Here is a 23,374-nt window from a genome sequence, read left to right as displayed (position 1 = left end):
CGTTTTGTTCGCAATTCGCGCGAGGCGTAGTCAGCGTGCCGTGGCGGACGGCTCGCGGGCCGTCACTGCCCAGGGCGCAGGGTTGCCGCGGAACCTGTGGGCGCTGTGCCTGCGGGGCTGTTCCCGCGGGAGCGGTGCCGATCGCGGGGAGAACGCCGTTGTCGCACGTCCCCGGCGCAACATCGGCCCCCCGCCCGGGCTTGATCTTTGTATGCTGCATCGCATCTGAAGGTATGAGCTACAGACTGCAGTCCGGATCGACGATTTTCACAAGGAATGAACATGCATCCCGACGCCCCCGACGGGGCAGGTGGCAACGTCATCGAAGTCACCCTGACCAATTTTCAGCGCGATGTGATCGACGTGTCACAACGCATGCCGGTGCTGGTCGACTTCTGGGCACCCTGGTGTCAGCCCTGTCAGGCGCTGACGCCGCGGCTCGAAGCGCTGGCAGCCGGCTACGCCGGCCGGGTGCGGCTGGCCAAGATCAATTCGGACGACAACCCGGAACTGGCGCGCCGCTTCGGCGTGCGCGGCATTCCGAACGTGAAGGCCTTCGTCGGCGGCGTGATGGTCGACGAATTCACCGGCGTGCTGCCGGATCGCGAACTGCGCGAATTCATCGACGCCCTGCTGCCATCGCCGGCCGAGCCCACCTGCGACGAAGCGCGCGCCGCGCTGCTGCGCGGTGATGCTGACACGGCGCTGGCGCTGAACGAGGCCGCGCTCGACCTCGATCCGCTGTTTGAACCGGCCATGCTGGGCCGGGTAGAGGCGCTGATTGCACAGGCGAAGCTGGACGAAGCTCAGGCCGCACTCGATGCGCTGCCGGGCGACATGAACGACCGCGCGCGCGTCGGCACGCTGTATGCGCGCATCGCCGTCGCACGGCGCCAGCCAGGTGACGCCGACCACGACTACGCGGCGCGCATTGCACGCAATCCTGATGACCTTGCGGCACGCCTCGAATGGTCGGCGCTGCACGCGGCGGAAGAAGACTGGGAGGGCGCGATGAAGCAGGCGCTCGAAGTGGTCAGACGCGACCGCGATTTCGGCGACGATGCCGGCCGGCGCACGCTGATCGATCTGTTCGACCTGCTCGGCAGCGACCACCCGCTGGTGCGCCACTACCGCCGCGAACTGGCGGCCGTCCTGAACAAGTGATGGCGGAGGGCTCGCGCATCCGCTGCTTCCCGCCGGTGGCCGATCCGGCCACCGCGCGCGTCCTCGTCCTGGGCTCGATGCCCGGCAAGGCATCGCTTGACGCCAATCAGTACTACGCCCATCCGCGCAACCAGTTCTGGACCATCATGGGCACCCTGTTTGGCGCCCACCCCGCGCTGCCCTACGCCGAACGGCTGGCGATGCTGACCGGCGCCGGCCTCGCGCTGTGGGACGTGCTTTCGAGCTGCGAGCGACGCGGCAGCCTGGATTCGGCGATCGATCTTCGCTCCGCCCAGGCCAACGATTTCGCCGCGTTTCTTGGGCGCCACACCGGCATCCGGCGCGTGCTGTTCAATGGCGCGCTGGCCGAAACCTGCTTCCGGCGAGACGTGATGCCGCACGTCCGCGCGCTCGACATGCTTAGACTGCCGTCGACCAGCCCGGCCCACGCCGGCCTGTCGGCAACCGACAAGCTGCAGGCCTGGCGGACCGCGCTGCAACCCTCTTTGGTCGTCGCGGTCTGACATCCTTCTTAAAAATTATGGATTCGATTTCATGACCTTCCTGCTGTTCGGCCTCGGCCTTGTCGCACTGATCGCGGGGGCCGAGCTGCTGGTGCGCGGCGCCTCGAAACTGGCGTTGTCGTTCGGCATTTCGCCACTGGTGGTCGGGCTCACCATCGTCGCCTTCGGCACCAGTTCGCCTGAACTGGCGGTATCGGTGCAGTCGGCCTGGAACGGCAAGACGGACATGGCGGTTGCCAACGTGGTCGGCAGCAATATCTTCAACGTGCTTTTCATCCTCGGTCTGTCGGCGATGATTACGCCGCTGCTGGTCGACAAACAGCTCATCCGCCAGGAAGTGCCCATCATGGTCGGCATATCACTGCTGTTCGTCGCGCTGACGCTGGATGGCAGCGTGTCCTTCGGTGACGGCGCGCTGTTCGTCGGCCTGATGATCGCCTACACGACCTTCCTGATCGTCCAGAGCCGCCGCCAGACGAAGGCACTGAACGACGAGTACGCCGAAAGCGTGGTCGGCCCAGGCGCGGGCTGGGACTCGACGCTGCCGGTGCAGATTGCACTGATCGTCGTCGGTCTCGGGCTGCTGGTGCTCGGCTCGAACCTGCTGGTCGAAGCGGCCATCGTGTTCGCGCGCTACCTGGGCCTGAGCGAAGCGGTGATCGGCCTGACCATCGTCGCTGCCGGTACCTCGCTGCCTGAGGTGGCTGCATCGGTCACCGCGGCACTGCGCGGCCAGCGCGACATCGCGGTCGGCAATGTCGTCGGCAGCAATACGTTCAACATCCTGGGCGCGCTCGGCGTGTCGGCGATGGTGGCACCGAGCGCGCTCTCGCTGCCGCCTTCGATGCTGGCCTTCGACATTCCTGTCATGGCGGCCGTCGCCATCGCCTGCCTGCCCATCTTCATGACCGGCAACCTGATCGCGCGCTGGGAAGGCGCGCTGTTTTTCGCTTATTACGTCGCCTACACGCTCTATCTCATCATGGCCGCCAAGGAGCACGACGGGCTCGGCGACTACGCCTTCGTGATGCAGACCATCGCGCTGCCGCTGACGGCGATCACGCTGGTCATCATCGTGGTGCGGCATCTGCGCCAGGGGCGCACCAGCGCCTAGCAACGCGCAAGGACTCCAGGAGCGTGGGTGACAAAAAAGAAGGGAAGCCGAGCTCCCTCCTCTCACGCCACGCTGGCGTCGCAAACGAAACCCGAAGCGGCGTCGGACAAAGGCAAACGCCTGTGCGCGCCAGACACGAGTCTTAACTCAAGTCGGCACATTGTCTTCCGTTACTCAGCCTCGTTCACAGACAGGCTTACAAGAAAACAAGACGATGTCGCACATGAAAACAGGCATGACAATTGGCAAGCGTCTCGCACTGGCCTTCGGCGCAGTGATCGCGCTCATGGTCGGGGTGACGGCCATCGGCATGAATCGCGTGGTGTCGATCAGCAGCGTTCTGACATCGATCACGGACGTGAATGCGGTCAAGCAGCGATATGCGATCAACTTTCGCGGCAGCGTTCATGACCGCGCAATCAGTCTGCGCGATGTCGTGCTGGTGCCGGACAGCGAACTTGCAGGCGTCACCGCGGACATCACCCGTCTGGAAGGCTTCTACGCCGAGTCGGCCGAAAAGCTCGACAGGATGTTCGCTTCGGGTGAAGGCATCACGCAGGACGAGAAGGACATCCTCGCGTCGATCAAGAATGTGGAAGCGACCACCCAGCCCATCGTGAGAAAAGTGATCGACGCACGCAAGGCAGGCAATGCCGATGCCGCACACCAGCTTCTTCTTGCCGAAGCAGGTCCGGCTTTCACGGTGTGGCTGCGCGAGATCAATCGCTTCATCGACCTGCAGGAATCGCGCACTCGGCAGCAGACTGCTGTGGTGCGCGGCGTCGCTGAAGGATTCTCGCTGCTGATGGTTGCGCTGTGCGCGCTGGCGATTGCCCTGGGGGCCGCCATTGCATTTGGAATCACAAGGCATCTGCTGCGCGCCATTGGTGGAGAGCCGGCCGAAGCCGTCAATGTGATTTCGCGCATCGCCCAGGGCGATCTGCACACGCGGGTACCGGTGTCGCCCCCCGGCAGCATGCTGGCCGCGGTCGCCACGATGCAGGAGAAGCTGCGCGTCATCTTCGCCGAAGTCGTGGCATCCGCCGGCACTCTGTCGGAGAACGCCATGCGGGTGGGCAATGTTTCGCGCGAAGCGCAGTCGGCAGCAGCTGAACAGGCCGAATCGTCCGCCGTCTCCGCGGTCAGCATCGAACAGATGAAATCGAGCATTCAGGAAGTATCGGCAATTGCGAATCAGACCGAAATCAATTCAACGCGTACATCCGAAATGTCCGAGGCCGGCGCACGTCTGGTCAGAACGGCGGCTGAAGAGATCGAACGGGTAGCACTGACGGTTCAGGAATCGTCATCAAAGATCAACGGCCTCGAAAAGCGCTCGCATGAGATCGGCGGAATCGCGCAGGTCATCAAGGAGATCGCCGACCAGACGAATCTGCTTGCACTGAACGCCGCCATCGAAGCCGCGCGGGCAGGCGAAAGTGGCCGCGGCTTTGCGGTGGTTGCGGACGAAGTGCGCAAGCTTGCCGAACGGACAGCAGGCGCCACCGCCGAGATCGCTGCAGTGATCGCCCTGATACAGAAGGACACCGGAAGTGCTGTCGAAGCGATGGAACGGGCGGCCCCGCAGGTGACGAAAGGACTGAATCTGGCAAACGAGGCGAACACCCTCCTTACCGAGATCCACCGGCAGGCGGTCGATTCATTGCAGAACGTGAAGAGCGTCGTCGGTGCGGCCCAGCAACAGGTCGTCAGCGCAGCGGAAATCTCTGGCCATGTCAGCCGCATCGCCGAAATGTCCGAACACACCAGCGCATCAATGCGTGACAGCGTGAGTGCTGCGCATGAACTGGAGCGCATTTCGCGCACGCTGAAGGAGCATGTCAGCCGCTTCAGACTGGACTGATGCGTCAGAGACGTGGCTCATCAAGCCAACAGCCAGGGTGCTTCTGGCTGCGGCGAGCGCAGGGCGCGGTGAACGACGGTGACAAAAAAAACAGGAAGCAGGGCTTCCTGTTTTTTCGTCTGGAGCGGGAAACGAGACTCGAACTCGCGACCTCAACCTTGGCAAGGTTGCGCTCTACCAACTGAGCTATTCCCGCGGTGCGGATGACCCGGGCGGGTTATCCGACGGATGTACTGGAGGCGAGGGTCGGAATCGAACCGGCGTCCACGGCTTTGCAGGCCGCTGCATGACCACTCTGCCACCTCGCCGGTGGTGCCGCCATCTGACTGGCTGCAAACAACAAGGGGGAAGCAGGACTTCCCCCATTTGAATATCTTGGAGCGGGAAACGAGACTCGAACTCGCGACCTCAACCTTGGCAAGGTTGCGCTCTACCAGCTGAGCTATTCCCGCAAGACAGGCGCGCATTATAGGTCCGGCACGAAACCTGTCAATACTCCGGGTGCAGAATTTTGCCGAGTGCTCAGATCGCCTTGCGCGCGCGCAGTTCGGGCCAGGCGCGGCGCATGTAATACACCATCGAATACACCGTGAGCACCGCAGCGATCCAGATCAGCCAGCGGCCGATGGAGGCAATGTCGACGCCAAGCAGCGGTTCGTAGTAAAGCAACATCGGGATGGCCGTCATCTGCGCAGTCGTCTTGATCTTCCCGATCATCGACACGGCCACACTGCGCGAAGCGCCGACCTTGGCCATCCACTCGCGCAGCGCCGAGATGGTGATTTCGCGACCGATGATGACGAAGGCGATGACCGTGCTGGTGCGGTCGAGCTCGACCAGCATGATCAGCGCCGCCGCCACCATGAGCTTGTCCGCCACCGGATCGAGGAAGGCACCGAAGGCGGTGGTCTGGTTCAGCGTGCGCGCGAGGTAGCCGTCGAGCCAGTCGGTCACCGCGGCGATGACGAACACCAGCGTTGCGGTGAGGTTCTTGTCGGCCATCACCAGCGTGCGCTCGGGCAGGAAGAACACACCGACGAACAGGGGAATCAGCAGGATGCGCGCCCAGGTGAGCGCGGTCGGTACGGTGAACATGGAGTCAGTTTAACTGCCGCTGTATCTGTTCGGCCAGTTTGCGACTGATACCTTCGACACGACACAGGTCTTCGACCGTGGCATTGCGCACGCCGCTCAGTCCGCCGAAGGTTGTCAGCAGCCGTTTGCGGCGCGCCGGACCGATGCCCGGAATGTCTTCCAGCGTCGAGGTGAGCCGTTTCTTTTCGCGCCGCGCACGGTGGCCGGCGATGGCAAAACGGTGTGCTTCGTCGCGGATTTCGGCAATCAGGTGCAGTGCCGGATGCTCCGGCCCGAGCACCAGCCCCGCTTCGACGCCCGGACGGATCAGTTCTTCCGCCCCCATCTTGCGCTCAACGCCCTTTGCCACGCCGACCAGTGGCAGGTCGAGTCCGAGTTCGGCCATTACCTCGACCGCGATGCCCAACTGCCCCTTGCCGCCATCGATCAGCACCAGATCGGGCCGCACACCTTCGCCGGTGACCACCTTCTCGTAGCGGCGCGTCAGCACCTGGCGCATCGCGGCGTAGTCGTCGCCGGGCGTGACGCCTTCGATGTTGTAGCGGCGGTATTCGCTGTTGCGCATCGCGCCGTTTGCCCACACGACGCAGGACGCCACCGTGGCTTCGCCCATCGTGTGGCTGATGTCGAAGCATTCGATGCGCTCGGGCGCCACATCCAGCTCCAGTACCTCGACCAGCGCGCGCACGCGGTGCGTGGCGCGTGCGCCGGCGTCGAGCTTCACGCGCAGCGCGATCTCGGCGTTCTTCAGCGCCATGTCGGCCCAGGCGCGCTCACGCTCGTTGCGCGCCAGTGCGAGCGCCGTGCCGGGGATGGGCGCTTCGGCATCGTCGTCCGGCAGCACATTCACGATGACACGGCCCGGCGGCGGCTGGCTGGCAAAGTGCTGGGCGAGGAAGGCACACAGCATGTCGGCTTCGCTGCCCTGCCCCGCGGCGGGGAAGTGCGCATGATCGCCCAGGTGGCGACCGCCGCGCACCATGGCGTGATTGACGCAGGCGGTGCCGTCACGCTCGACCGCGACCACGATGTCGATATCCTCGTCACGCGCGCTGTCGGCGTACTGCTTGTGCAGCACACGGCTCAGTGCCTTGATCTGGTCGCGCACCTGGGCCGCCTTCTCGAACGCAAGCGCCTCGGCGGCGGCATTCATCTGGTCGGACAGCCGGTCGATCACCTCGCTGTGCCGCCCGCTCAGGAACAGGCTGGTCAGTCGCACATCCTCGTCGTAATCGGCCTTCGACACCTTGCCGACACAGGGTGCGGAACAGCGGTGGATCTGGTGCAGCAGGCAGGGCCGCGAGCGGTTGGCGAACACGCTGTTTTCGCAGGTGCGCAGCAGGAAGGCGCGCTGCACCAGCTGTATCGTTTCGCGCACCGCCCACACGCTGGGCAGCGGCCCGAAATAGCGCGCATCGCGTCCCACCGTGCCGCGGAAGAAGGCGATGCGCGGGAAGGCATCCTGCGTGAGCTTGATGTAGGGGTAGGACTTGTCGTCCCGGAACAGGATGTTGTACTTCGGCCGCAGGCTCTTGATGAGGTTGTTTTCGAGGATAAGCGCTTCCGCCTCGGAGCGTACGACCGTGGTATCCACCCGCTGCACCTGCGACACCATCATGCCGATGCGCGGGCTCGACGCGGTGCGCTGGAAATACGACGACACGCGCCGCTTCAGGTTTTTCGCCTTGCCGACGTAGAGCACCTCTTCGTCGGCACCGATCATGCGATAGACGCCGGGCGCCTCGCTCAGCGTCTGCAGATAGGTCCTGGCGTCGAACACGCTCATCGGGCAGGCATGCGGAACTTCACGGCCGGCCGGTCAGGCGGTGAGCCGCTGCACCTGATCGAGCGCATCGCGATAGCGTGTGTCCTGCGCGAGCTGCGTACGGCCGCCGAACGGCTGCTTCGGCAGCAGCGACGCGACGCGTGCGCTGCGCACGGCGTCGGGCGCCGGATGCCAGCCGTCAATGAGCCGGATCGCCTGATCACGCGCATTGCACACCAGCACCATGTCGCAGCCGGCGTCCCACGCCGCTTCGGCGCGTGCGACGACGTCACCGACGACCGATGCGCCTTCCATCGACAGGTCATCACTGAACACCACGCCGTCGAATTCGAGCCGGCCGCGCAGGATGTCCTGCACCCACTTGCGTGAAAAGCCCGCCGGCAGCGCGTCGACTGCCGGGTAGATGACGTGCGCCGGCATCACGGCATCGATCTGCCGGCCCAGTTGCAGATAGGGCTGGATGTCGGTGCGCCAGATCGTGTCGAAATCGCGTTCGTCGACCGGGATGGCGACATGCGAATCCGCAGCGACGAACCCGTGACCGGGGAAGTGCTTGCCGACCGACTTCATGCCAGCCGCGCGCAGCCCCTCGGCCAATGCGCCGGCCAGTGCGGCGACGATGGCTGGATCGCCGTGAAAGGCACGGTCGCCGATGACGGCGCTGGCACCGAAATCGAGATCGAGCACCGGCGTGAATGACAGATCGACGCCCAGCGCACGCAGTTCGGCGGCCAACACGAATCCGGCGGCGCGCGCATCGCCCAGCGCTGCGCTGGCATCGGTTTCGTAGCGTGTGCCCAGCGTGCGCATCGCCGGCAGATGGGTGAAGCCATCACTGCGAAAACGCTGTACGCGACCGCCCTCGTGATCGACCGCGATCAGCAGCGGCGGTGTGCGCACGGCATGAATGGCTTCGGTCAGTGCGGCGAGCTGGCGTGCATCGCTGAAGTTGCGAGCAAACAGGATCAGCCCGCCGATCGAAGGATGCGCCAGCAACTCGCGGTCTTCGGCGTCGAGCTCGAAGCCGGCCACGTCGAGCATGACCGGACCGGGTGGCGTATCCCTCATGCCGGGGTCTCCGTGCGCTCGACCACGACGAAGGCCAGCGCGTACGCGACCTCATCCGAAAGCGACAGATGCGGATGCAGGCCGCGCTGGTCCAGCCACTGCGTCAGCAACTCGTCGAACAGGAACACCGGCTTGCCGAGGTCGTCATGCGTCACGGCGATGGAGCGCAGCAGCACCGGCGCGCGCACCCCGGTCCCGAGCGCCTTGCCGAGCGCCTCCTTGGCCGCGAAGCGCTTGGCGAGAAAGCGTGCCGGTTCGCGTGCGCGCTCGAACTCCACCATTTCGGACACGGCCAGAATGCGCCGTGCCAGCGCCTCGCCATTGCGCGTGACCAGCCGTTCCAGCCGCGCGATGCTGCACAGATCAGTGCCTACACCGAATATCATGCCGCCCTCCCCGCCGCCTCTCGCATCAGTTGCTTCATTTCCCGCACCGCCTCGCGCAGGCCGACGAACACCGAACGGCTGACGATGGCGTGGCCGATATGCAGTTCGCGCACGCCCGGCAGCTCCGCCACCGGCTGCACATTGGCATAGTTCAACGCGTGGCCGGCGTTGAAGCGCATGCCCAGATCGCGGATCGCCTTGCCGGCGGCGCGCACCTTGTCCAGTTCAACCGCCACCGGCTGCGACTCGCGATCGCGGCCGAAACCGTGAAAAGCATGTGCGTACGGACCGGTGTGCACCTCGCACACCTGGGCACCGATACGCGCTGCCGCTTCGATCTGCGGCAGTTCGGCGTCGATGAACACGCTGGTGACGATGCCGGCATCGCGCAGGCGGCCGACCACGCCATGCAGCCGCGCTTCCTGCGACACGATGTCCAGTCCGCCTTCGGTGGTCACCTCGTGCCGCCCTTCCGGCACCAGCATGGCCATTTCCGGCTTCAGCCCGCAGGCGATGCCGACCATTTCATCGATGGCCGCCATTTCGAGATTGAGCTTGATGTGCACCAGATCGCGCAGCCGGCGCACGTCGTCGTCCTGGATGTGACGACGGTCTTCGCGCAGATGCACGGTGATGCCGTCGGCACCGCCCAGATGCGCCTCCACGGCAGCCCACACCGGGTCAGGCTCGTAGGTACGGCGCGCCTGGCGCAATGTGGCAACGTGGTCGATGTTGACGCCCAGTTCGATCATGAGTCAGAGATCCTGTAGTTCGATGAATACACGTCGTGTTCGCAGTTCCTGCCCCTGCAGATAATGCGCGATCAGCATGCGCATCAGTGTTCGTGCCAGCCGCGCGACCTGCGGATCGCCGTAATCGTCACCGTTGATCGCCAGCGCCTGCGCGCCCGTGAGGCTGACGACATCCGGCGCACCCGCGTCAGCCTGCACCAGACCCTGCTCGGCCACATAGTGGTAGGACGCGCCGATATCCAGCGCGGCGCCCTGCGCATCGCAGTCCAGCGTCAGACCGTACCCCAGTTCCTGCAGCAGCGATTTCTCGAAGCTGCGCAACAGCACCTGATGGCCGGCCGTTTCGCCCGGTGCCAGCGCCAGCTTCTGCAACGTGTCGGCATAACGGTCGAACAGCGCCGGGTGCGCGTCCTCGCGCGCCAGCAGTCGCTGCAGCAATTCGTTCAGATAGTAGCCCAGCAGCAGCCTCGGGCCGGACAGCATGGGCCATGCGCGCTGCCATTCGGCGCGCGCCAGCGTACGCAACTCCCCCTGGCCGAACCAGCCCAGATCGAGCGGCTGGAATTCCACCAGCACGCCACGCAGCGCCGCACGCGGTCGCTTGGCACCGCGTGCCACCAGACCGATGCGGCCGAAATCACGGCTGAACACGTCGACCACCAGACTTGTTTCGCGGTAGGGATGGGCCTGCAGCAGGAAGGCGGGCTGGCCGTCCACCCGCTGCTTGCCCGAATTCACCTGACCGCCTTCCGGCAGCGCGCGCTGCGCCGCCGCGCGGCATGCACCGGCAATAGGCTCACGGCTCGAAACCCAGACTTTTCAGTGCGCGCTCGTCGTCGGCCCAACCGCTGCGCACCTTCACGTGCAGTTCGAGGAACACCTTGGAGTCGAACACCTTTTCCATGTCGTGCCGCGCCGCGCTGCCAACGGTTTTCAGCACTTCGCCATTGCGGCCGATGACGATGCCCTTGTGTGCCTCGCGGCCAACGATGACCGCCGCGGCGATGCGGCGCAGGTTGCCTTCCGCCTCGAAGCGTTCGATCTCGACCGCCAGACCGTACGGCAGTTCGTCGCCCAGTTGCCGGAACAGCTTCTCGCGGATGTACTCCGCGGCGAGAAAGCGTTCGCTGCGGTCGGTGAAGTCATCGGCGTCGAACATGGCCTGACCTTCCGGCAGCAATTCTCCGGCCACCTTCATCAGCGCATCGAGCCCGTCGCCGCGCTGCGCACTGACCGGCAGGATGGCGTGGAACTCGTGCAGCTTCGCGATGCGCTCGACGAAGGGCAGCAGCTTCGCGCGGTCGCCCGCCTTGTCGGTCTTGTTCAGCAGCAGCAGGACCGGCCGGTCTTTCGGCAGCAGCGCAATCACTTCCTGATCGGCTTCGGTCAGCTTGCCGGCTTCGATGACGAACACGATCACGTCGACGTCGGCCAGCGCCTGCGTCACCGAGCGGTTCATCACGCGGTTGAGCGCATTGCGGTGTTTCGTCTGGAAACCGGGCGTATCGACGAACACGAACTGACGGGCGTCACGGGTCAGCACGCCGTGTATGCGGTGCCGGGTGGTCTGTGCCTTGGCCGAGGTGATGCTCACCTTCTGGCCGATCAGACGGTTCATCAGCGTCGATTTGCCGACATTGGGCCGCCCGACAATGGCAATGAAGCCACAATGGGTAATCGGCGGAGTGGTCGGCAGCGCGGTCGTTGATGCATCGGGCGGCGTGTCCGGCAATTCGCTGTCCGCAATGGAATCGGTCATGTCTGTCCCTGCAATTGTTCGAGCGCGCGCGATGCCGCGGCCTGTTCGGCGGTGCGCCGGTTGCTGCCTTCGCCTTCGGTCGCGAGACCCAGCGCCTCGACGCGGCAGCGCGCGCGGAAGGCCTGGGCATGTGCGGCCCCGGTCACGGCGCTGATTTCATAGACCGGAAGCGGCTTGTGTCGTGCCTGCAGCCATTCCTGAAGTGCGGTTTTCGGGTCGCGCGAATCGATGTAAGGATCCAGACTGGTCAGGCGCGCGCCGAACAACCGCGCGACCGTCTGCCGCGCAGCGCCGTAGCCCGCTTCTATGAACACGGCGCCGATCAGCGCTTCGAGTGCGTCGGCGAGGATGGACGGTCGGGAACGGCCGCCGGTCTTCACCTCGCCATCGCCCAGTCGCAACGCGCTGCCGAGATCGAGTTCGCACGCCATGTCCGCCAGCGTGTCCTGCTTGACCAGATTGGCACGCAATCGGGACAGCACGCCTTCCGGAAGATCGGGGAAGCGCTCGCACAGCAGATCGGAGGCAATGCAGTCGAGCACCGCATCGCCGAGGAATTCGAAGCGCTCGTTGTGCGTAGCGGAAAAACTGCGATGGGTCAGCGCCTGGACCAGCAGGTGCTTCGATACGAACACGTGGCCGAGCCCCTGCTCGATCTGCCCGGCGGAGGTCACAGCGTCAGTTCGGCCCGGTGGCCGACCCTTCGAATTCGAACAGGATGCTCACTGGCCCGAACATGTGCACCTTGCGGTCATAGGCAAACGAGACCTCGACGCCCTTCGAGTCCTTGATGATGTCGAGATCGGCGGGCGTCACGCTGGACATTTCATCCATGATCGAGCGCTTGGAATAGGCATTGCGATAGTCGGCCACCGTGCCACCCTTGATCTCGCCGTTCTTCACGATGGCATTCACGTTCTTCAGGATGGTGTAGTACTCGATGACGGCCGGAATCGTCTTCATTCCGAGTACCAGAACGATGCCGGCGACGCCGGCAACGAACAGGAATCCCACCAGACTCAGACCGGATTGCTTGCGCAGCATCTGTTGACTCCTCATGGTGCGATCAGACTACCTGAAGCTGCCGATACGGCCGAAATCGATGCCTTTCGGCGGCAGGATGGTATCCGCGTGAAACCAGATGAAAAAAGCCTTGCCCACGATGTTTCCGTCCGGCACGAACCCCCAGATGCGGCTGTCGGCACTCTGGTCGCGGTTGTCTCCCAGTACCAGGTAGTGGCCGGCCGGCACTTCGCAGCGCACCCCTTCGCGATTGTAGACACAGTTTTCGCGCCCCGGAAAATCGAGTGCGGTCGGGATGTCGGCCCGGGCATCGCGGTCGTTCAGGATGTGGTGCTGCACATCGCCCAGCGTTTCGCTGAAGCGACTCGAGTAGTAGGCGCGCTCGCTGTGGAAGTAGTCTTCCGCCGGTTGCAGCGGGACTTCGACACCGTTGATGGTCAGCCGTTTGTTCTGGTAGGCCACCGTGTCGCCCGGCAAGCCGACCACGCGCTTGATGTAATCGACCGACGGATCAGCCGGGTAGCGGAACACCATGACATCCCCGCGCTGCGGATCATTCATCGGAATGATCTTGTCGTGCAGCACCGGCAGACGCACGCCATAGGTGAATTTGTTCACCAGGATGAAATCGCCGATCAGCAGCGTCGGAATCATCGAGCCGGAGGGGATGCGGAACGGCTCGACAACAAAACTGCGCAGACCGAACACGACGATGATGACCGGAAAGAAGCTGGCGCCGTATTCGACCCACCAGGGGTCCGGTGCGCCGGCCGGTCGCTTGCGCGCGAATACCATGCGGTCAAGGCCCCACAGGATGCCGGTCACCACGCACAGCACGAAAAGGATGAGTGCAAAGTTCAAGATTCGGGTCCAGTCGTTTTATTTGTCGTCGACACGCAGTACGGCAAGGAACGCCTCCTGCGGAATTTCGACGTTTCCTACCTGCTTCATGCGCTTCTTGCCGGCTTTCTGCTTTTCGAGCAGCTTCTTCTTCCGTGAAATGTCGCCGCCGTAGCATTTGGCGAGCACGTTCTTGCGCAGCGCCTTGATCGTTTCGCGCGCGATGATGTGCACCCCGATCGCGGCCTGCACCGGCACGTCGAACATCTGGCGCGGAATCAGCTCGCGCATCTTGGCCGCCACTTCGCGGCCGCGGTACTGCGCATTGGCCCGGTGCACGATGACCGACAGGGCATCGACCTTCTCGCCGGCCACCATGATGTCGAGCTTCACCACGTCGGCTGCGCGGTACTCCTTGAACTCGTAATCGAGCGACGCGTAGCCGCGCGACACCGACTTGAGCTTGTCGAAGAAATCGAACACCACCTCGGCCATCGGCAGGTCGTAGGTGAGCTGCACCTGACGACCGTGATACAGCATGTTCACCTGCTGCCCGCGCTTCTGCTCGCACAGCGTGATCACCGCACCCAGATATTCCTGCGGCAGGAAGATGACCGCCTTGATGATGGGCTCCCGGATCTCCGACATCTTCGACACCTCGGGCAGCTTGGCCGGGTTCTCGACCATGACGATGCTGCCGTCGTTCATCAGCACCTCATACACCACGGTCGGCGCGGTGGTGATGAGGTCCATGTCGAATTCGCGTTCCAGCCGTTCCTGCACGATTTCCATGTGCAGCATGCCGAGGAAGCCGCAGCGGAAACCGAAACCCAGTGCCTGCGACACTTCCGGCTCGTACTGCAGCGATGCGTCGTTCAGCTTGAGCTTCTCGAGCGACTCGCGCAGCTGGTCGTACTCGCTGGCTTCCACGGGGTACAGCCCGGCGAACACCTGCGGCTTGATTTCCTTGAAGCCGGGCAGCGGCTCGGGCGCACGGTGATCCGCCAGCGTGATGGTGTCGCCGACCTTGGCGGCCTTCAGTTCCTTCAGGCCACAGATGACGAAACCGACCTCACCCGCCGACAGGCTTTCGCGCGGCAGGGACTTGGGCGTGAACACGCCGACCTGATCGACCTGGTACTGCGCGCCGGTCGACATGAACAACATCCGGTCCTTGGGTTTCAATGCGCCATCGACCACGCGCACCAGCATCACGACGCCGACGTAGTTGTCGAACCAGGAATCGATGATCAGTGCCTTCAGCGGCCCCGCAGGATCCCCCTTGGGCGGCGGAATGCGCACGACGATCATTTCGAGGATGTCGTCGATGCCCAGCCCGGTCTTGGCGGAACACTGGATCGCATCCGTCGCGTCGATGCCGATGACGTCCTCGATCTCCTGGCGAGCATTCTCGGGGTCCGCCTGAGGCAGATCGATCTTGTTGAGCACCGGCACCACTTCCACGCCCAGGTCGAGCGCGGTGTAGCAGTTGGCCACCGTCTGCGCCTCGACGCCCTGCGACGCATCGACCACCAGCAGCGCACCTTCGCAGGCGGACAGCGAACGACTCACTTCGTACGAGAAATCGACGTGACCCGGGGTGTCGATCAGGTTGAACTGATAGATCTGACCGTCGTTCGCCTTGTAGCGAAGGGCCGCAGTCTGCGCCTTGATCGTGATGCCGCGCTCGCGCTCCAGATCCATCGAATCAAGGACCTGCGCCTCCATTTCGCGGTCGGACAGACCGCCGCAGCGCTGGATCAGACGGTCGGCCAGCGTGGACTTGCCGTGGTCGATGTGGGCAATGATGGAAAAGTTTCGGATGTGCTGCATCGTCAGAGTGGAAACAGGAATGAAAAAGGGTGCCCATGGCGGCACCCTTGTCTGGTCAGCCGGACCGACGAGATCAAGCGCGCGATTCTAGCAGATAGGCCTGCACCGCCTGCGGATCAAGCCGGTGACGGCACAGTTCGCGCTCGCCGGCGCACAGCACCGGGATGTGCTCGCCATAGGGCGCCTCGAATTCCGGGTGCTCGTCGATGTCGATTTCACGCACTTCGACACCATGCGGTGCAATCAGCGGTGTCAGTTGTTCGAGCAGATCGTCGCACAGATGGCACCAGCGACGCAGATAGAGCGTCAGCGTCGGCGCATCCGTCGGCGGACTCACTTCTCCGCGTCCTGACCGTTCTGCACGCGCAATGTCAGGAAGGTCTGGTTGGTGCCCCGTCGCACCAGAACGGTCAGGCCGACCTTCGGTTCCATGCTGGACAGGATGCTGTTGAACTGGTCCAGCGTGGACACCGGTGTCTGCTTGCCACGCGCAATGACGGCCAGGATGACGTCGCCGATGCGCAGGTCCGACCGGACGCCGCCGGTGATGTTTTCCACCCGCAGGCCACCTTCGATCTGCATGCCGCGCCGCTGCTGTGGCGTCACTTCGGACAGCACCAGACCCAGACGGTTGGACTGCGGTACCGCGTCCGGCGCACCGCCGCCACGACGGCTGCGTCGCGGGTCGGCCAGATCGTCGTTCAGTTCGGCCACGGTGACCGCAATGTCGCGCGTGGCGCCATTGCGCCAGACCTGGGCGATCGACGATGCACCCGGCTTGGTGCCGCCAACCAGTCGCGGTAAGTCGCCCGATCCGTCCACCGGTTTGCCGTCGAAACGCAGGATGACATCCCCCGGCACGATGCCGGCGACTTCGGCCGGGCCGCGCGGTTCGACCGAGCTGACCAGCGCGCCTTCCGGCCGCTTCATGCCGAAGGAATCGGCCAGTTCCTTCGTCACCTCCTGGATCACGACACCGATGCGCCCGCGCTGCACACGCCCGTTGGCGCGCAGTTGCGACTGGATGTCCATCGCGACGTCGATCGGGATCGCAAACGACAGCCCCATGAAGCCACCGTTGCGGCTGTAGATCTGGGAATTGATGCCCACCACTTCGCCGCGCAGGTTGAACAGCGGTCCGCCGGAATTGCCCGGATTGATCGCCACATCGGTCTGGATGAAGGGCACGAAGTTTTCCTGCGGCAGCGAGCGCCCCTTGGCCGACACGATGCCAGCCGTGACCGAACTTTCGAAGCCGAACGGCGAACCGATGGCCACCACCCATTCACCGACGCGCAGCTTGGTTGCGTCGCCGAACTTCACCGTGGGCAGGCCGGTTGCGTCGATCTTCAGCACCGCAATGTCGGTGCGCTTGTCGGCGCCGATCACACGCGCCTTGAATTCGCGCTTGTCGCTGAGCTTGACGGTGATTTCCTCCGCTTCATCGACGACATGCGCATTGGTCAGCAGGTAACCGTCGGCCGACACGATGAAGCCGGATCCTAGCGAGCGCGCATCCGGCGAACCCGGGCCGCCGGGTTGCTGCGGCACAAAGCGACGGAAGAAGTCGTACATCGGGTCGTTTTCGTCCATGCCGGGGGGCATCTGCGGCATGGCACGCGTGCTGACCTTCTGCGTCGTGCTGATGTTTACGACCGCCTGCCCCTGCTTCTCGACCAGCTCGGAAAAATCCGGCAACTGGCGTAGTGCCGGGGGTTGCGCCGGCGCCGCCGCCATGGCGAGAGATGTGACAAAACTCAGGAACAGCGCGGCAATGAATGCTTTCATGGTTCCGGACGGGTTCGGGTTTGCGGAACGGCACGGATCGCCGGCAGCAGCTCGGCACGCGGCTGCACGCGTCGAAGCCACAGCACGGATGCGGTGAGGCCGGTAACGGCCCCGGCTGCAACCGCCAGATCCGAGTCACCGACGACGACGCGCGCAAGCAGCGCACCGGCAAACATTGCAGCGAGTCCGACGCCGTAGGTCATCAGCGCGGCAACCAGCGGAGCGCTTTGCGGAACCGACACTTCGACACGATCGCCTTCCGCGACCGCGTGCGATATCGGAATCACGTAGGTGGTCGGGCGGGCTGAACAGGCCTGGCCGCAGCCACCGACATCGTCACAGCGGCCGCAGCCGCTGCTGCGCACGACGTCCACCCAGGCAAGGCGACCGGCGACGCGTCGCACCTGACCCTGCCGGATGTCCATCAACGCTTCTGCTCCACGCCCTCGACCATGCGGAGCAGGCTGTGCGGTGGCACTTCGCCGAGCGCGGTGACGATGAAGTTGCCGACACGGCGCTTGAACACATTGACCGCGCCATGCTTCATCGGCCCGATGAAGTTGCCGTCTTCCTTGCGGAACGGCTCGATGAACACCGATATCGCCGCGAGGCCGTCAGAGAACACCATGTGCACCATGTCAGGCCGATCCGGGCCGAGCGAGCGGCGCATCCCGGCGATCTGACGGAAGCCCGGCACCGGCGCGCTGGCCACCCAGCCGACGTCCACGTTTTGCCCGGTGGTCGTACTGGCGGAGTGCACCGCCCAACCTTCGGACATCGCCGCCATGCGCGAACGCACATCGTCGCGGCTGAGCGGGAGGCCTATTTCAAGCTGGGCAAAGGCAAACTGTTCGATCGCCTCGCCGCGTTCATTGACCATGCGCGCCTTGAGCAACAGTCCGGTCTGTGCCTCGATCCAGAACACGTATCCGAAACGGAAGCCGTCCTTGGGTTCGAGCAGCACCGAATGCGTCTCGAACCCGGCGACCCGGCCGGGTGCGCCGCGCTTGATGGCATAGAACTCGCTCAGCGAGTTGATCGATTCCGGAAGCAGCGACGGGAACGTCTTGCGCGAACCCCGCCGATCCTCGATGACAATCTTCTCTTTCGGCAGGTAGCAGCGCACCTCGTCGTTGATGCGCACCACCTCGCGCGGACTGCCGTCGAGCACTTCAAGCCGTTCGATCGAGTTGCCGTCGGTGTCGACATAATGAGCGATGCGGGACGTTTCGACGTTTGCACCACTTTGGTACACGAAGGTGCCCGCATAGGACATGTTCTGCGAGGCAGTGACCGCCCGGCTCAACATGGAAAGCGCTTCAGCCTGGCTCTGCGCCCAAGCGACCGGCCCGCCGATCAGGGCTGCCAGCAAGCAGACTGCGCGGAAGATCATCGACGGTCGTCGGCCGAGACATCCGAAACACCACGCGCATAGAGCGCAACGCCCTGCATGCTCCCCGTGGGTGAGTAGCCATGGTGTGCAACGAGATAGGCACGCAGGGGCGCATCGTTGTTCACGACTGAGGCGCGTACCTGCGGTGTATAGCTCGCCGGCGTCTGGGTGGCCGCCATCTGGACAGGCGTGCCGGCCGGCATCAGGTCAAGCCCGAGCCAGGATACGAGTGCAACGCCGGACACCGCAGCCGCTGCCGACATCCACATGCGCTTCGGGGTGGCCGCTGTCCGGCGGGTGACCGGTGCCAGAACCGTCGGCTCATCATCAAGCCGGCTCATGACCGACGCGGTGAAGGCGGCGCCAAGTCCGATGTCGCCGCGCAAGGCGTCGCCCACCGCAACCTGCAGCGCAAATTCGTCGCGCAGGTCACCGTCGGCGTGCAGACGATCCAGCACCTGCTGGGCCTGGCGGTCTTCGAGTTCGTTGTCGATCAACGCGCTCAGATTTTCTTTCATGGGTCTTACCACCTCTTGTCAGGCGCCGTGTCGAGCAACGGCCGCAGTTTTTCCGAAATCGCCTCGCGGGCGCGGAAAATACGCGAGCGCACGGTGCCTATCGGGCAGTCCATCACGGTCGCAATTTCTTCGTATGCCATGCCTTCGAGCTCGCGCAGCATGATCGCTGTGCGCAGTTCTTCCGGCAGCGCGTCCATCGCGGCATTCACCGTTTCGCCGATCTGCTTGGTCAGCAGCAGTCGTTCCGGCGTGTTGATGTCGCGCAGGTTGTCGCTGTCGTCGAAATTTTCGGCTTCTTCAGAATCGAATTCGGTGCTCGTCGGCGCGCGTCGTCCCTGCGAAACCAGATAGTTCTTCGCGGTATTCACGCCGATCCGGTAAAGCCAGGTATAGAAAGCACTTTCGCCGCGGAACGAGGGGAGCGCGCGATAGGCCTTGATGAAAGCCTCCTGAGCGACGTCCTCCACTTCAGCCGGATCACGTATGAGTCTGGAAAGCAATCGGCCGAGCTTCCGCTGGTACTTGGTAACGAGCAGACCAAAGGCCTGCTTGTCGCCGCGCTGCGCCCGCTCGACCAGCAACTGGTCAACTTCTCGCTCGCTCATCTGTGCGGTTGCTTTGCCCGGATCTTTCACCGGTACGGCATTTGAACTGGCGCGCAGTATATCCGAGCGCTCAGGCCTGAGTACTGCTTGAAGGGGGGTAAGGGTCGCGTCCATGCTGCAACAGACCGGGGCATGTCCACAAAGTTCATCCGGTCATTGCGCAGAACGCCAAAAGCGTGCGGTTGCGCACAGAACATCTTGCCGGGCAGCCGCTGCGATATAGTGCGCGCTTTATCGAACGGCTCTTTCCCGTGTTGAATTTCGACGCGCTGGTACTTGGAAGCGGACTCGCCGGGCAGGCACTGGCGCTCCGCCTTGCCGAGGCAGGACAGCGCGTGGCGCTGATCACGAAGAAGCAGGTCGAGGATTCGGCCTCGAGCTGGGCCCAGGGCGGCATCGCGGCCGTGCTCGACAGCGCGGACTCGGTCGAGCACCACCTGCGAGACACGCTGGTCGCCGGCGCCGGCCTGTGCGACGAAGAAGCGGCCCGCTTCGTTGTCGAACACGGCCGCGAGGCCATCGAATGGCTGATCGCACGCGGCGTCCCTTTCACGCGTGATGCACAGGGCGAACTGGGCTATCACCTCACGCGGGAAGGTGGCCACAGCCACCGGCGCATCGTGCACGTCGATGATGCAACGGGCTCGGCGATCCAGACCACGCTGACCGGTCAGGTGCGCAGTCACCCGAACATCCACATCTTCGAGCGCCACCTGGCCGTCGATCTCATCGTGGGCTGGAAGATTGGCCGCCCGGAACTCGGCTGCGCCGGCGCCTACATCCTCGACATCGAATCCGGCGATGTCATCACCTTCGCGGCGCCCGTCGTCGTGCTCGCCACGGGCGGCGCCGGCAAGGTGTATCTGTATACGACCAATCCGGACACTGCGACCGGCGACGGCATTGCCATGGCGTGGCGCGCGGGTTGCCGCGTCGGCAACATGGAATTCATCCAGTTTCATCCGACCTGCCTCTACCACCCCCACGCCAAGTCTTTCCTGATCACTGAAGCGATGCGCGGCGAAGGCGGCCTGCTGCGCCTGCCGGATGGCGAACGCTTCATGCCGGCGCACGACGAGCGCGCCGAACTGGCGCCGCGCGACGTCGTGGCGCGGGCCATCGACTACGAAATGAAGAAGCGCGGCCTGGACTGCGTGTATCTGGACGTGTCGCACAAGCCGGCCGATTTCCTGGTCAGCCACTTTCCCAACATTCACGCCCGCTGCCTCGAGCTGGGCATCGACATCACGCAGCAGCCGATTCCGGTCGTGCCGGCGGCGCACTACACCTGCGGCGGGGTGAAGGTCGACCAGCGCGCGCGCACCGATGTCGACGGCCTGTATGCGATCGGCGAAACGTCGTACTCCGGGCTGCACGGCGCCAATCGGCTGGCGAGCAATTCACTGCTCGAATGCCTGGTGTATGCCACTGCGGCGGCGCGGGACATCCTTTCGCGCAAGCCGGTCGCCCCACCGGCTCTTCCGCCATGGGACGAAAGCCGCGTGACCGACGCCGACGAGCAGGTGGTGATCGCCCACAACTGGGAGGAGCTCCGACGTTTCATGTGGGACTACGTGGGCATCGTGCGCACCAACAAGCGCCTGGAACGCGCACTGCACCGCATTCGCCTGCTGGAGCGTGAAATCGATGAGTACTACGCGCATTTCCGTATCAGCAACGACCTGATCGAACTGCGCAATCTGGTGCTCACCGCCCATCTGATCGTACGCAGCGCCATCCAGCGACACGAAAGTCGCGGCCTGCACTTCAGCCTGGATTATCCGGAAACCAGCGCGATCGCCAGCCCGACCATCCTGCGCCCGCGTCGTGTGCGGCATCAGGAAGTGCTGCACGCAGCCAGCGCCTGAAGCATCGGAAGTCGTCGGCTCCGACGAACTGGTCGCCGAACAGCATCAGCGTGCAGCCTTTGCCGTGATCGGGTTGGAGGCTCAGCGACACCCACCCGTGCCCGGTTCGTCCCGTGACGGGGCGGCCGGCCGTGACCCGCCCGTCGGCGCGCCAGACCGTCATATGCCCCGCTTCGCTCAACTGAATGCGTATCCAGGCAGCGCGCCGTCGCGCAAGTACCGTGAGCGCGAGTGCGGCTGCGGCCACCGGCGCAACCGCTGGCTGCAGCGTCACCGCCGCGATCAGCGCGGCCACGCAAACAAAAAGGGCCGCGTTGCAGCAACGCGACCCCTCAAGTTCGATACGGGCAAAAGCGGCGGAACCGTCCATGCCCGAAACGACGCCCCTACAACTGGCTGAACACCAACGTCGCGTTGGTCCCGCCGAAGCCGAACGCGTTCGACATCGCCGCGCGGATGCGCAAGTCGCGCGGCACCAGCGGCACGTAATCGAGATCGCACTGCGGATCTTGATCCCGCAGGTTCGCGGTGGGTGGCGCGATCTGGTGATGCAGGGCCAGTACGGTCACCACCGCTTCGATTCCTGCCGCCGCGCCGAGCGCATGGCCGGTCATCGACTTGGTCGAACTGACGCACAACTTCCTGGCGTGCTCGCCGAAGCAACGCTTGACCGCCACTGTCTCGGCAATGTCGCCAAGCGGCGTCGAGGTGCCATGCGCGTTGATGTAGTCGATGCCGTCGGTTGCGATGCCGGCGTTGCGCAGCGAATTGTTCATGCTGCGCGAAGCTCCTTCACCGTCCTCGCATGGCGCGGTGATGTGGTGGGCATCCGCACTCATGCCGTAACCTGCCAGTTCGCAGTAGATACGAGCGCCGCGCGCCTTTGCGTACTCATATTCTTCGAGCACCAGCACGCCGGCGCCTTCGCCGAGCACGAAGCCGTCACGTCCGGTATCCCACGGCCGGCTGGCCGCTTCAGGATCGTCGTTGCGACCCGACAAGGCCTTTGCCGCCGCGAAGCCCGCAACGCCGAGCGGGCAGATGGTCGATTCGGCACCACCGGCGATCATCACGTCCGCATCGCCGTATTCGATGATGCGCATCGCTTCGCCGATGGAATGATTGGCCGTCGCGCAGGCGCTGACGGTTGCAAAGTTCGGACCTTTGAAACCGTAGTTGATCGCGATGATGCCGGAGATCATGTTGATGATCGATCCCGGCACGAAGAACGGCGACACCTTGCGCGCACCGCCGGCCAGCATGACGTTGTGCGTTTCCTCGATCATCGGCAGACCACCGATGCCCGAGCCCACGCACACGCCGATGCGTTCCGCATTGTCGGGCGATGCAGACAGCCCGGCATCGCGGATCGCATCCATCGACGCAGCGATGCCGTAATGAATGAAGGTGTCGAAGCGACGCGCTTCCTTCGGAGACAGATAGTTGGCGACGTCGAAATCGCGCACTTCGCCTGCGATCTGCACCGGCAGCTCGGACGGGTCGAAGCGCGTGATGCGCCGGATACCCGACTTTGCCGCCAGGATGTTTTCCCAGGCTTGCCCTACGGTGTTGCCGACCGGGGAAATGATTCCCAGACCGGTCACGACAATTCTTTTACGTGCCAAAACGTACTCCGTCCGATGAACGATCAGGCCTTGCCGGCGAGATGGCCATTCACGTAGTCGATGGCCTGCTGCACCGAAGTGATCTTTTCCGCCTCTTCGTCCGGGATCTCGCACTCGAATTCTTCTTCGAGTGCCATCACCAGTTCGACCGTATCGAGCGAATCGGCGCCTAGATCGTCGACGAACGACGATTCGTTCTTGATCTCGGCCTCGTTCACGCCCAGTTGTTCGGCGACGATCTTCTTGACGCGTTGTTCGATGTTTTCCATTGCGAAACTCCTTCCCTGTGTAAGCCCTGACGAGTCCGTCAGGGCACTAAAAAAAGTGGCGCGAGTGTAACAGAAAGCCTGCCCCGCTTCGCCGGCAACG

Annotated in this window: 24 protein-coding genes and 3 tRNA genes; 5 read left to right on the top strand and 22 right to left on the bottom strand. The window is 64.1% G+C overall.

The features are described 5' to 3' along the window. Positions 1-282: 282 nt before the first annotated feature. The 4 genes from ACTIFF_RS06915 to ACTIFF_RS06900 all read left to right on the top strand — a co-directional run bounded on the left by ACTIFF_RS06915 (position 283) and on the right by ACTIFF_RS06900 (position 4,666). On the top strand, positions 283-1,164 hold the full coding sequence (locus tag ACTIFF_RS06915) for a tetratricopeptide repeat protein (protein WP_439536172.1): 882 nt from the start codon (positions 283-285) through the stop codon (positions 1,162-1,164). Further along, positions 1,164-1,688 (top strand): DNA-deoxyinosine glycosylase, encoded by a 525-nt coding sequence (locus ACTIFF_RS06910; RefSeq protein ID WP_439536171.1) that lies wholly within the window; start codon positions 1,164-1,166, stop codon positions 1,686-1,688. Before ACTIFF_RS06915 ends, ACTIFF_RS06910 begins: the two co-directional genes overlap by 1 nt. A gap of 31 nt (positions 1,689-1,719) precedes the next feature. After that, complete coding sequence (locus tag ACTIFF_RS06905; protein WP_439536170.1) at positions 1,720-2,802, top strand: calcium/sodium antiporter; 1,083 nt, start codon at positions 1,720-1,722, stop codon at positions 2,800-2,802. 235 nt (positions 2,803-3,037) lie between these two features. Beyond that, a complete protein-coding gene (locus tag ACTIFF_RS06900) occupies positions 3,038-4,666 on the top strand; it encodes a methyl-accepting chemotaxis protein (RefSeq protein WP_439536169.1) in 1,629 nt (542 codons plus the stop codon). A gap of 120 nt (positions 4,667-4,786) precedes the next feature. On the opposite strand, the gene ACTIFF_RS06895 is transcribed toward ACTIFF_RS06900, so the two are convergent. From ACTIFF_RS06895 to rpoE, 20 genes are all read right to left on the bottom strand, one after another. Next, positions 4,787-4,862, bottom strand: a tRNA-Gly gene (locus ACTIFF_RS06895). Between the two features lie 38 nt (positions 4,863-4,900). Beyond that, positions 4,901-4,974: transfer RNA gene (locus tag ACTIFF_RS06890), tRNA-Cys, on the bottom strand. Between the two features lie 68 nt (positions 4,975-5,042). Then, positions 5,043-5,118: transfer RNA gene (locus ACTIFF_RS06885), tRNA-Gly, on the bottom strand. 70 nt (positions 5,119-5,188) lie between these two features. After that, complete coding sequence (gene pgsA / locus ACTIFF_RS06880; protein ID WP_439536168.1) at positions 5,189-5,761, bottom strand: CDP-diacylglycerol--glycerol-3-phosphate 3-phosphatidyltransferase; 573 nt, start codon at positions 5,759-5,761, stop codon at positions 5,189-5,191. Between the two features lie 4 nt (positions 5,762-5,765). Continuing rightward, positions 5,766-7,547: an excinuclease ABC subunit UvrC gene (gene uvrC, locus ACTIFF_RS06875; protein ID WP_439536167.1), complete on the bottom strand. Its 1,782-nt coding sequence runs from the start codon at positions 7,545-7,547 to the stop codon at positions 5,766-5,768. Positions 7,548-7,580: 33 nt separating this feature from the next. Continuing rightward, on the bottom strand, positions 7,581-8,615 hold the full coding sequence (gene nagZ, locus ACTIFF_RS06870) for a beta-N-acetylhexosaminidase (protein ID WP_439536166.1): 1,035 nt from the start codon (positions 8,613-8,615) through the stop codon (positions 7,581-7,583). Further along, positions 8,612-9,001, bottom strand: coding sequence for a holo-ACP synthase (gene acpS, locus ACTIFF_RS06865; RefSeq protein WP_439536165.1), 390 nt, complete (start codon positions 8,999-9,001; stop codon positions 8,612-8,614). Before acpS ends, nagZ begins: the two co-directional genes overlap by 4 nt. Continuing rightward, complete coding sequence (locus ACTIFF_RS06860) at positions 8,998-9,753, bottom strand: pyridoxine 5'-phosphate synthase (RefSeq protein ID WP_439536164.1); 756 nt, start codon at positions 9,751-9,753, stop codon at positions 8,998-9,000. Before ACTIFF_RS06860 ends, acpS begins: the two co-directional genes overlap by 4 nt. A 3-nt stretch (positions 9,754-9,756) precedes the next feature. Beyond that, positions 9,757-10,491 (bottom strand): DNA repair protein RecO, encoded by a 735-nt coding sequence (gene recO / locus ACTIFF_RS06855; protein WP_439536163.1) that lies wholly within the window; start codon positions 10,489-10,491, stop codon positions 9,757-9,759. 58 nt (positions 10,492-10,549) lie between these two features. Next, on the bottom strand, positions 10,550-11,512 hold the full coding sequence (gene era / locus ACTIFF_RS06850; RefSeq protein WP_439536162.1) for a GTPase Era: 963 nt from the start codon (positions 11,510-11,512) through the stop codon (positions 10,550-10,552). Further along, positions 11,509-12,186 (bottom strand): ribonuclease III, encoded by a 678-nt coding sequence (rnc, locus tag ACTIFF_RS06845; RefSeq protein ID WP_439536161.1) that lies wholly within the window; start codon positions 12,184-12,186, stop codon positions 11,509-11,511. Before rnc ends, era begins: the two co-directional genes overlap by 4 nt. A gap of 4 nt (positions 12,187-12,190) precedes the next feature. Further along, positions 12,191-12,556 (bottom strand): DUF4845 domain-containing protein, encoded by a 366-nt coding sequence (locus tag ACTIFF_RS06840; RefSeq protein WP_439536160.1) that lies wholly within the window; start codon positions 12,554-12,556, stop codon positions 12,191-12,193. A gap of 27 nt (positions 12,557-12,583) precedes the next feature. Then, the gene (lepB, locus tag ACTIFF_RS06835; protein WP_439536159.1) at positions 12,584-13,396 is read right to left on the bottom strand and encodes a signal peptidase I; all 813 of its coding nucleotides are present in this window, start codon (positions 13,394-13,396) and stop codon (positions 12,584-12,586) included. A gap of 18 nt (positions 13,397-13,414) precedes the next feature. Then, a complete protein-coding gene (gene lepA / locus ACTIFF_RS06830) occupies positions 13,415-15,208 on the bottom strand; it encodes a translation elongation factor 4 (protein WP_305632978.1) in 1,794 nt (597 codons plus the stop codon). A 73-nt stretch (positions 15,209-15,281) separates the two neighbouring features. After that, positions 15,282-15,545, bottom strand: a complete 264-nt coding sequence (locus ACTIFF_RS06825; RefSeq protein ID WP_439536158.1) for a glutaredoxin family protein — start codon at positions 15,543-15,545, stop codon at positions 15,282-15,284. After that, positions 15,542-16,996 (bottom strand): DegQ family serine endoprotease, encoded by a 1,455-nt coding sequence (locus ACTIFF_RS06820; RefSeq protein ID WP_439536157.1) that lies wholly within the window; start codon positions 16,994-16,996, stop codon positions 15,542-15,544. Before ACTIFF_RS06820 ends, ACTIFF_RS06825 begins: the two co-directional genes overlap by 4 nt. Then, complete coding sequence (locus ACTIFF_RS06815; protein ID WP_439536156.1) at positions 16,993-17,421, bottom strand: SoxR reducing system RseC family protein; 429 nt, start codon at positions 17,419-17,421, stop codon at positions 16,993-16,995. The genes ACTIFF_RS06820 and ACTIFF_RS06815 overlap by 4 nt, the downstream gene beginning before the upstream one ends. Then, the gene (locus tag ACTIFF_RS06810) at positions 17,421-18,305 is read right to left on the bottom strand and encodes a MucB/RseB C-terminal domain-containing protein (protein ID WP_439536155.1); all 885 of its coding nucleotides are present in this window, start codon (positions 18,303-18,305) and stop codon (positions 17,421-17,423) included. The genes ACTIFF_RS06815 and ACTIFF_RS06810 overlap by 1 nt, the downstream gene beginning before the upstream one ends. Before the next feature lie 80 nt (positions 18,306-18,385). Continuing rightward, complete coding sequence (locus ACTIFF_RS06805; protein WP_439536154.1) at positions 18,386-18,907, bottom strand: sigma-E factor negative regulatory protein; 522 nt, start codon at positions 18,905-18,907, stop codon at positions 18,386-18,388. Between the two features lie 5 nt (positions 18,908-18,912). After that, positions 18,913-19,512: an RNA polymerase sigma factor RpoE gene (gene rpoE / locus ACTIFF_RS06800; protein ID WP_069040772.1), complete on the bottom strand. Its 600-nt coding sequence runs from the start codon at positions 19,510-19,512 to the stop codon at positions 18,913-18,915. 251 nt (positions 19,513-19,763) lie between these two features. Here rpoE and nadB point away from each other — a divergent pair, with 251 nt between their 5' ends. Further along, positions 19,764-21,380: an L-aspartate oxidase gene (gene nadB, locus ACTIFF_RS06795; RefSeq protein ID WP_439536153.1), complete on the top strand. Its 1,617-nt coding sequence runs from the start codon at positions 19,764-19,766 to the stop codon at positions 21,378-21,380. Between the two features lie 386 nt (positions 21,381-21,766). Here the strand turns inward: nadB and fabF are convergent, their stop codons facing one another. Together fabF and acpP are read right to left on the bottom strand one after the other, a co-directional pair. Next, complete coding sequence (gene fabF / locus ACTIFF_RS06790) at positions 21,767-23,005, bottom strand: beta-ketoacyl-ACP synthase II (RefSeq protein ID WP_439536152.1); 1,239 nt, start codon at positions 23,003-23,005, stop codon at positions 21,767-21,769. Between the two features lie 23 nt (positions 23,006-23,028). After that, on the bottom strand, positions 23,029-23,274 hold the full coding sequence (gene acpP / locus ACTIFF_RS06785; protein WP_069040177.1) for an acyl carrier protein: 246 nt from the start codon (positions 23,272-23,274) through the stop codon (positions 23,029-23,031). Between the last annotated feature and the right edge of the window lie 100 nt (positions 23,275-23,374).

The sequence above is a fragment of the Methyloversatilis sp. genome (genome assembly GCF_051861465.1).
Lineage (GTDB): Bacteria > Pseudomonadota > Gammaproteobacteria > Burkholderiales > Rhodocyclaceae > Methyloversatilis.
This window is presented reverse-complemented; position numbering and strand designations above follow the sequence as displayed.

What these genes read in the sequence shown, in the direction of transcription:
- ACTIFF_RS06840 (WP_439536160.1), bottom strand. Translation starts at nt 12,556, where the DNA reads ATGCTGCGCAAGCAATCCGGTCTGAGTCTGGTGGGATTCCTGTTCGTT.
- acpS (WP_439536165.1), bottom strand. Translation starts at nt 9,001, where the DNA reads ATGATATTCGGTGTAGGCACTGATCTGTGCAGCATCGCGCGGCTGGAA.
- ACTIFF_RS06900 (WP_439536169.1), top strand. Translation starts at nt 3,038, where the DNA reads ATGACAATTGGCAAGCGTCTCGCACTGGCCTTCGGCGCAGTGATCGCG.
- uvrC (WP_439536167.1), bottom strand. Translation starts at nt 7,547, where the DNA reads ATGAGCGTGTTCGACGCCAGGACCTATCTGCAGACGCTGAGCGAGGCG.
- ACTIFF_RS06910 (WP_439536171.1), top strand. Translation starts at nt 1,164, where the DNA reads ATGGCGGAGGGCTCGCGCATCCGCTGCTTCCCGCCGGTGGCCGATCCG.
- pgsA (WP_439536168.1), bottom strand. Translation starts at nt 5,761, where the DNA reads ATGTTCACCGTACCGACCGCGCTCACCTGGGCGCGCATCCTGCTGATT.
- era (WP_439536162.1), bottom strand. Translation starts at nt 11,512, where the DNA reads ATGACCGATTCCATTGCGGACAGCGAATTGCCGGACACGCCGCCCGAT.
- ACTIFF_RS06810 (WP_439536155.1), bottom strand. Translation starts at nt 18,305, where the DNA reads ATGTTGAGCCGGGCGGTCACTGCCTCGCAGAACATGTCCTATGCGGGC.
- ACTIFF_RS06820 (WP_439536157.1), bottom strand. Translation starts at nt 16,996, where the DNA reads ATGAAAGCATTCATTGCCGCGCTGTTCCTGAGTTTTGTCACATCTCTC.
- acpP (WP_069040177.1), bottom strand. Translation starts at nt 23,274, where the DNA reads ATGGAAAACATCGAACAACGCGTCAAGAAGATCGTCGCCGAACAACTG.
- ACTIFF_RS06805 (WP_439536154.1), bottom strand. Translation starts at nt 18,907, where the DNA reads ATGAAAGAAAATCTGAGCGCGTTGATCGACAACGAACTCGAAGACCGC.
- ACTIFF_RS06915 (WP_439536172.1), top strand. Translation starts at nt 283, where the DNA reads ATGCATCCCGACGCCCCCGACGGGGCAGGTGGCAACGTCATCGAAGTC.
- ACTIFF_RS06860 (WP_439536164.1), bottom strand. Translation starts at nt 9,753, where the DNA reads ATGATCGAACTGGGCGTCAACATCGACCACGTTGCCACATTGCGCCAG.
- lepA (WP_305632978.1), bottom strand. Translation starts at nt 15,208, where the DNA reads ATGCAGCACATCCGAAACTTTTCCATCATTGCCCACATCGACCACGGC.
- nagZ (WP_439536166.1), bottom strand. Translation starts at nt 8,615, where the DNA reads ATGAGGGATACGCCACCCGGTCCGGTCATGCTCGACGTGGCCGGCTTC.
- ACTIFF_RS06815 (WP_439536156.1), bottom strand. Translation starts at nt 17,421, where the DNA reads ATGGACATCCGGCAGGGTCAGGTGCGACGCGTCGCCGGTCGCCTTGCC.
- rpoE (WP_069040772.1), bottom strand. Translation starts at nt 19,512, where the DNA reads ATGAGCGAGCGAGAAGTTGACCAGTTGCTGGTCGAGCGGGCGCAGCGC.
- ACTIFF_RS06905 (WP_439536170.1), top strand. Translation starts at nt 1,720, where the DNA reads ATGACCTTCCTGCTGTTCGGCCTCGGCCTTGTCGCACTGATCGCGGGG.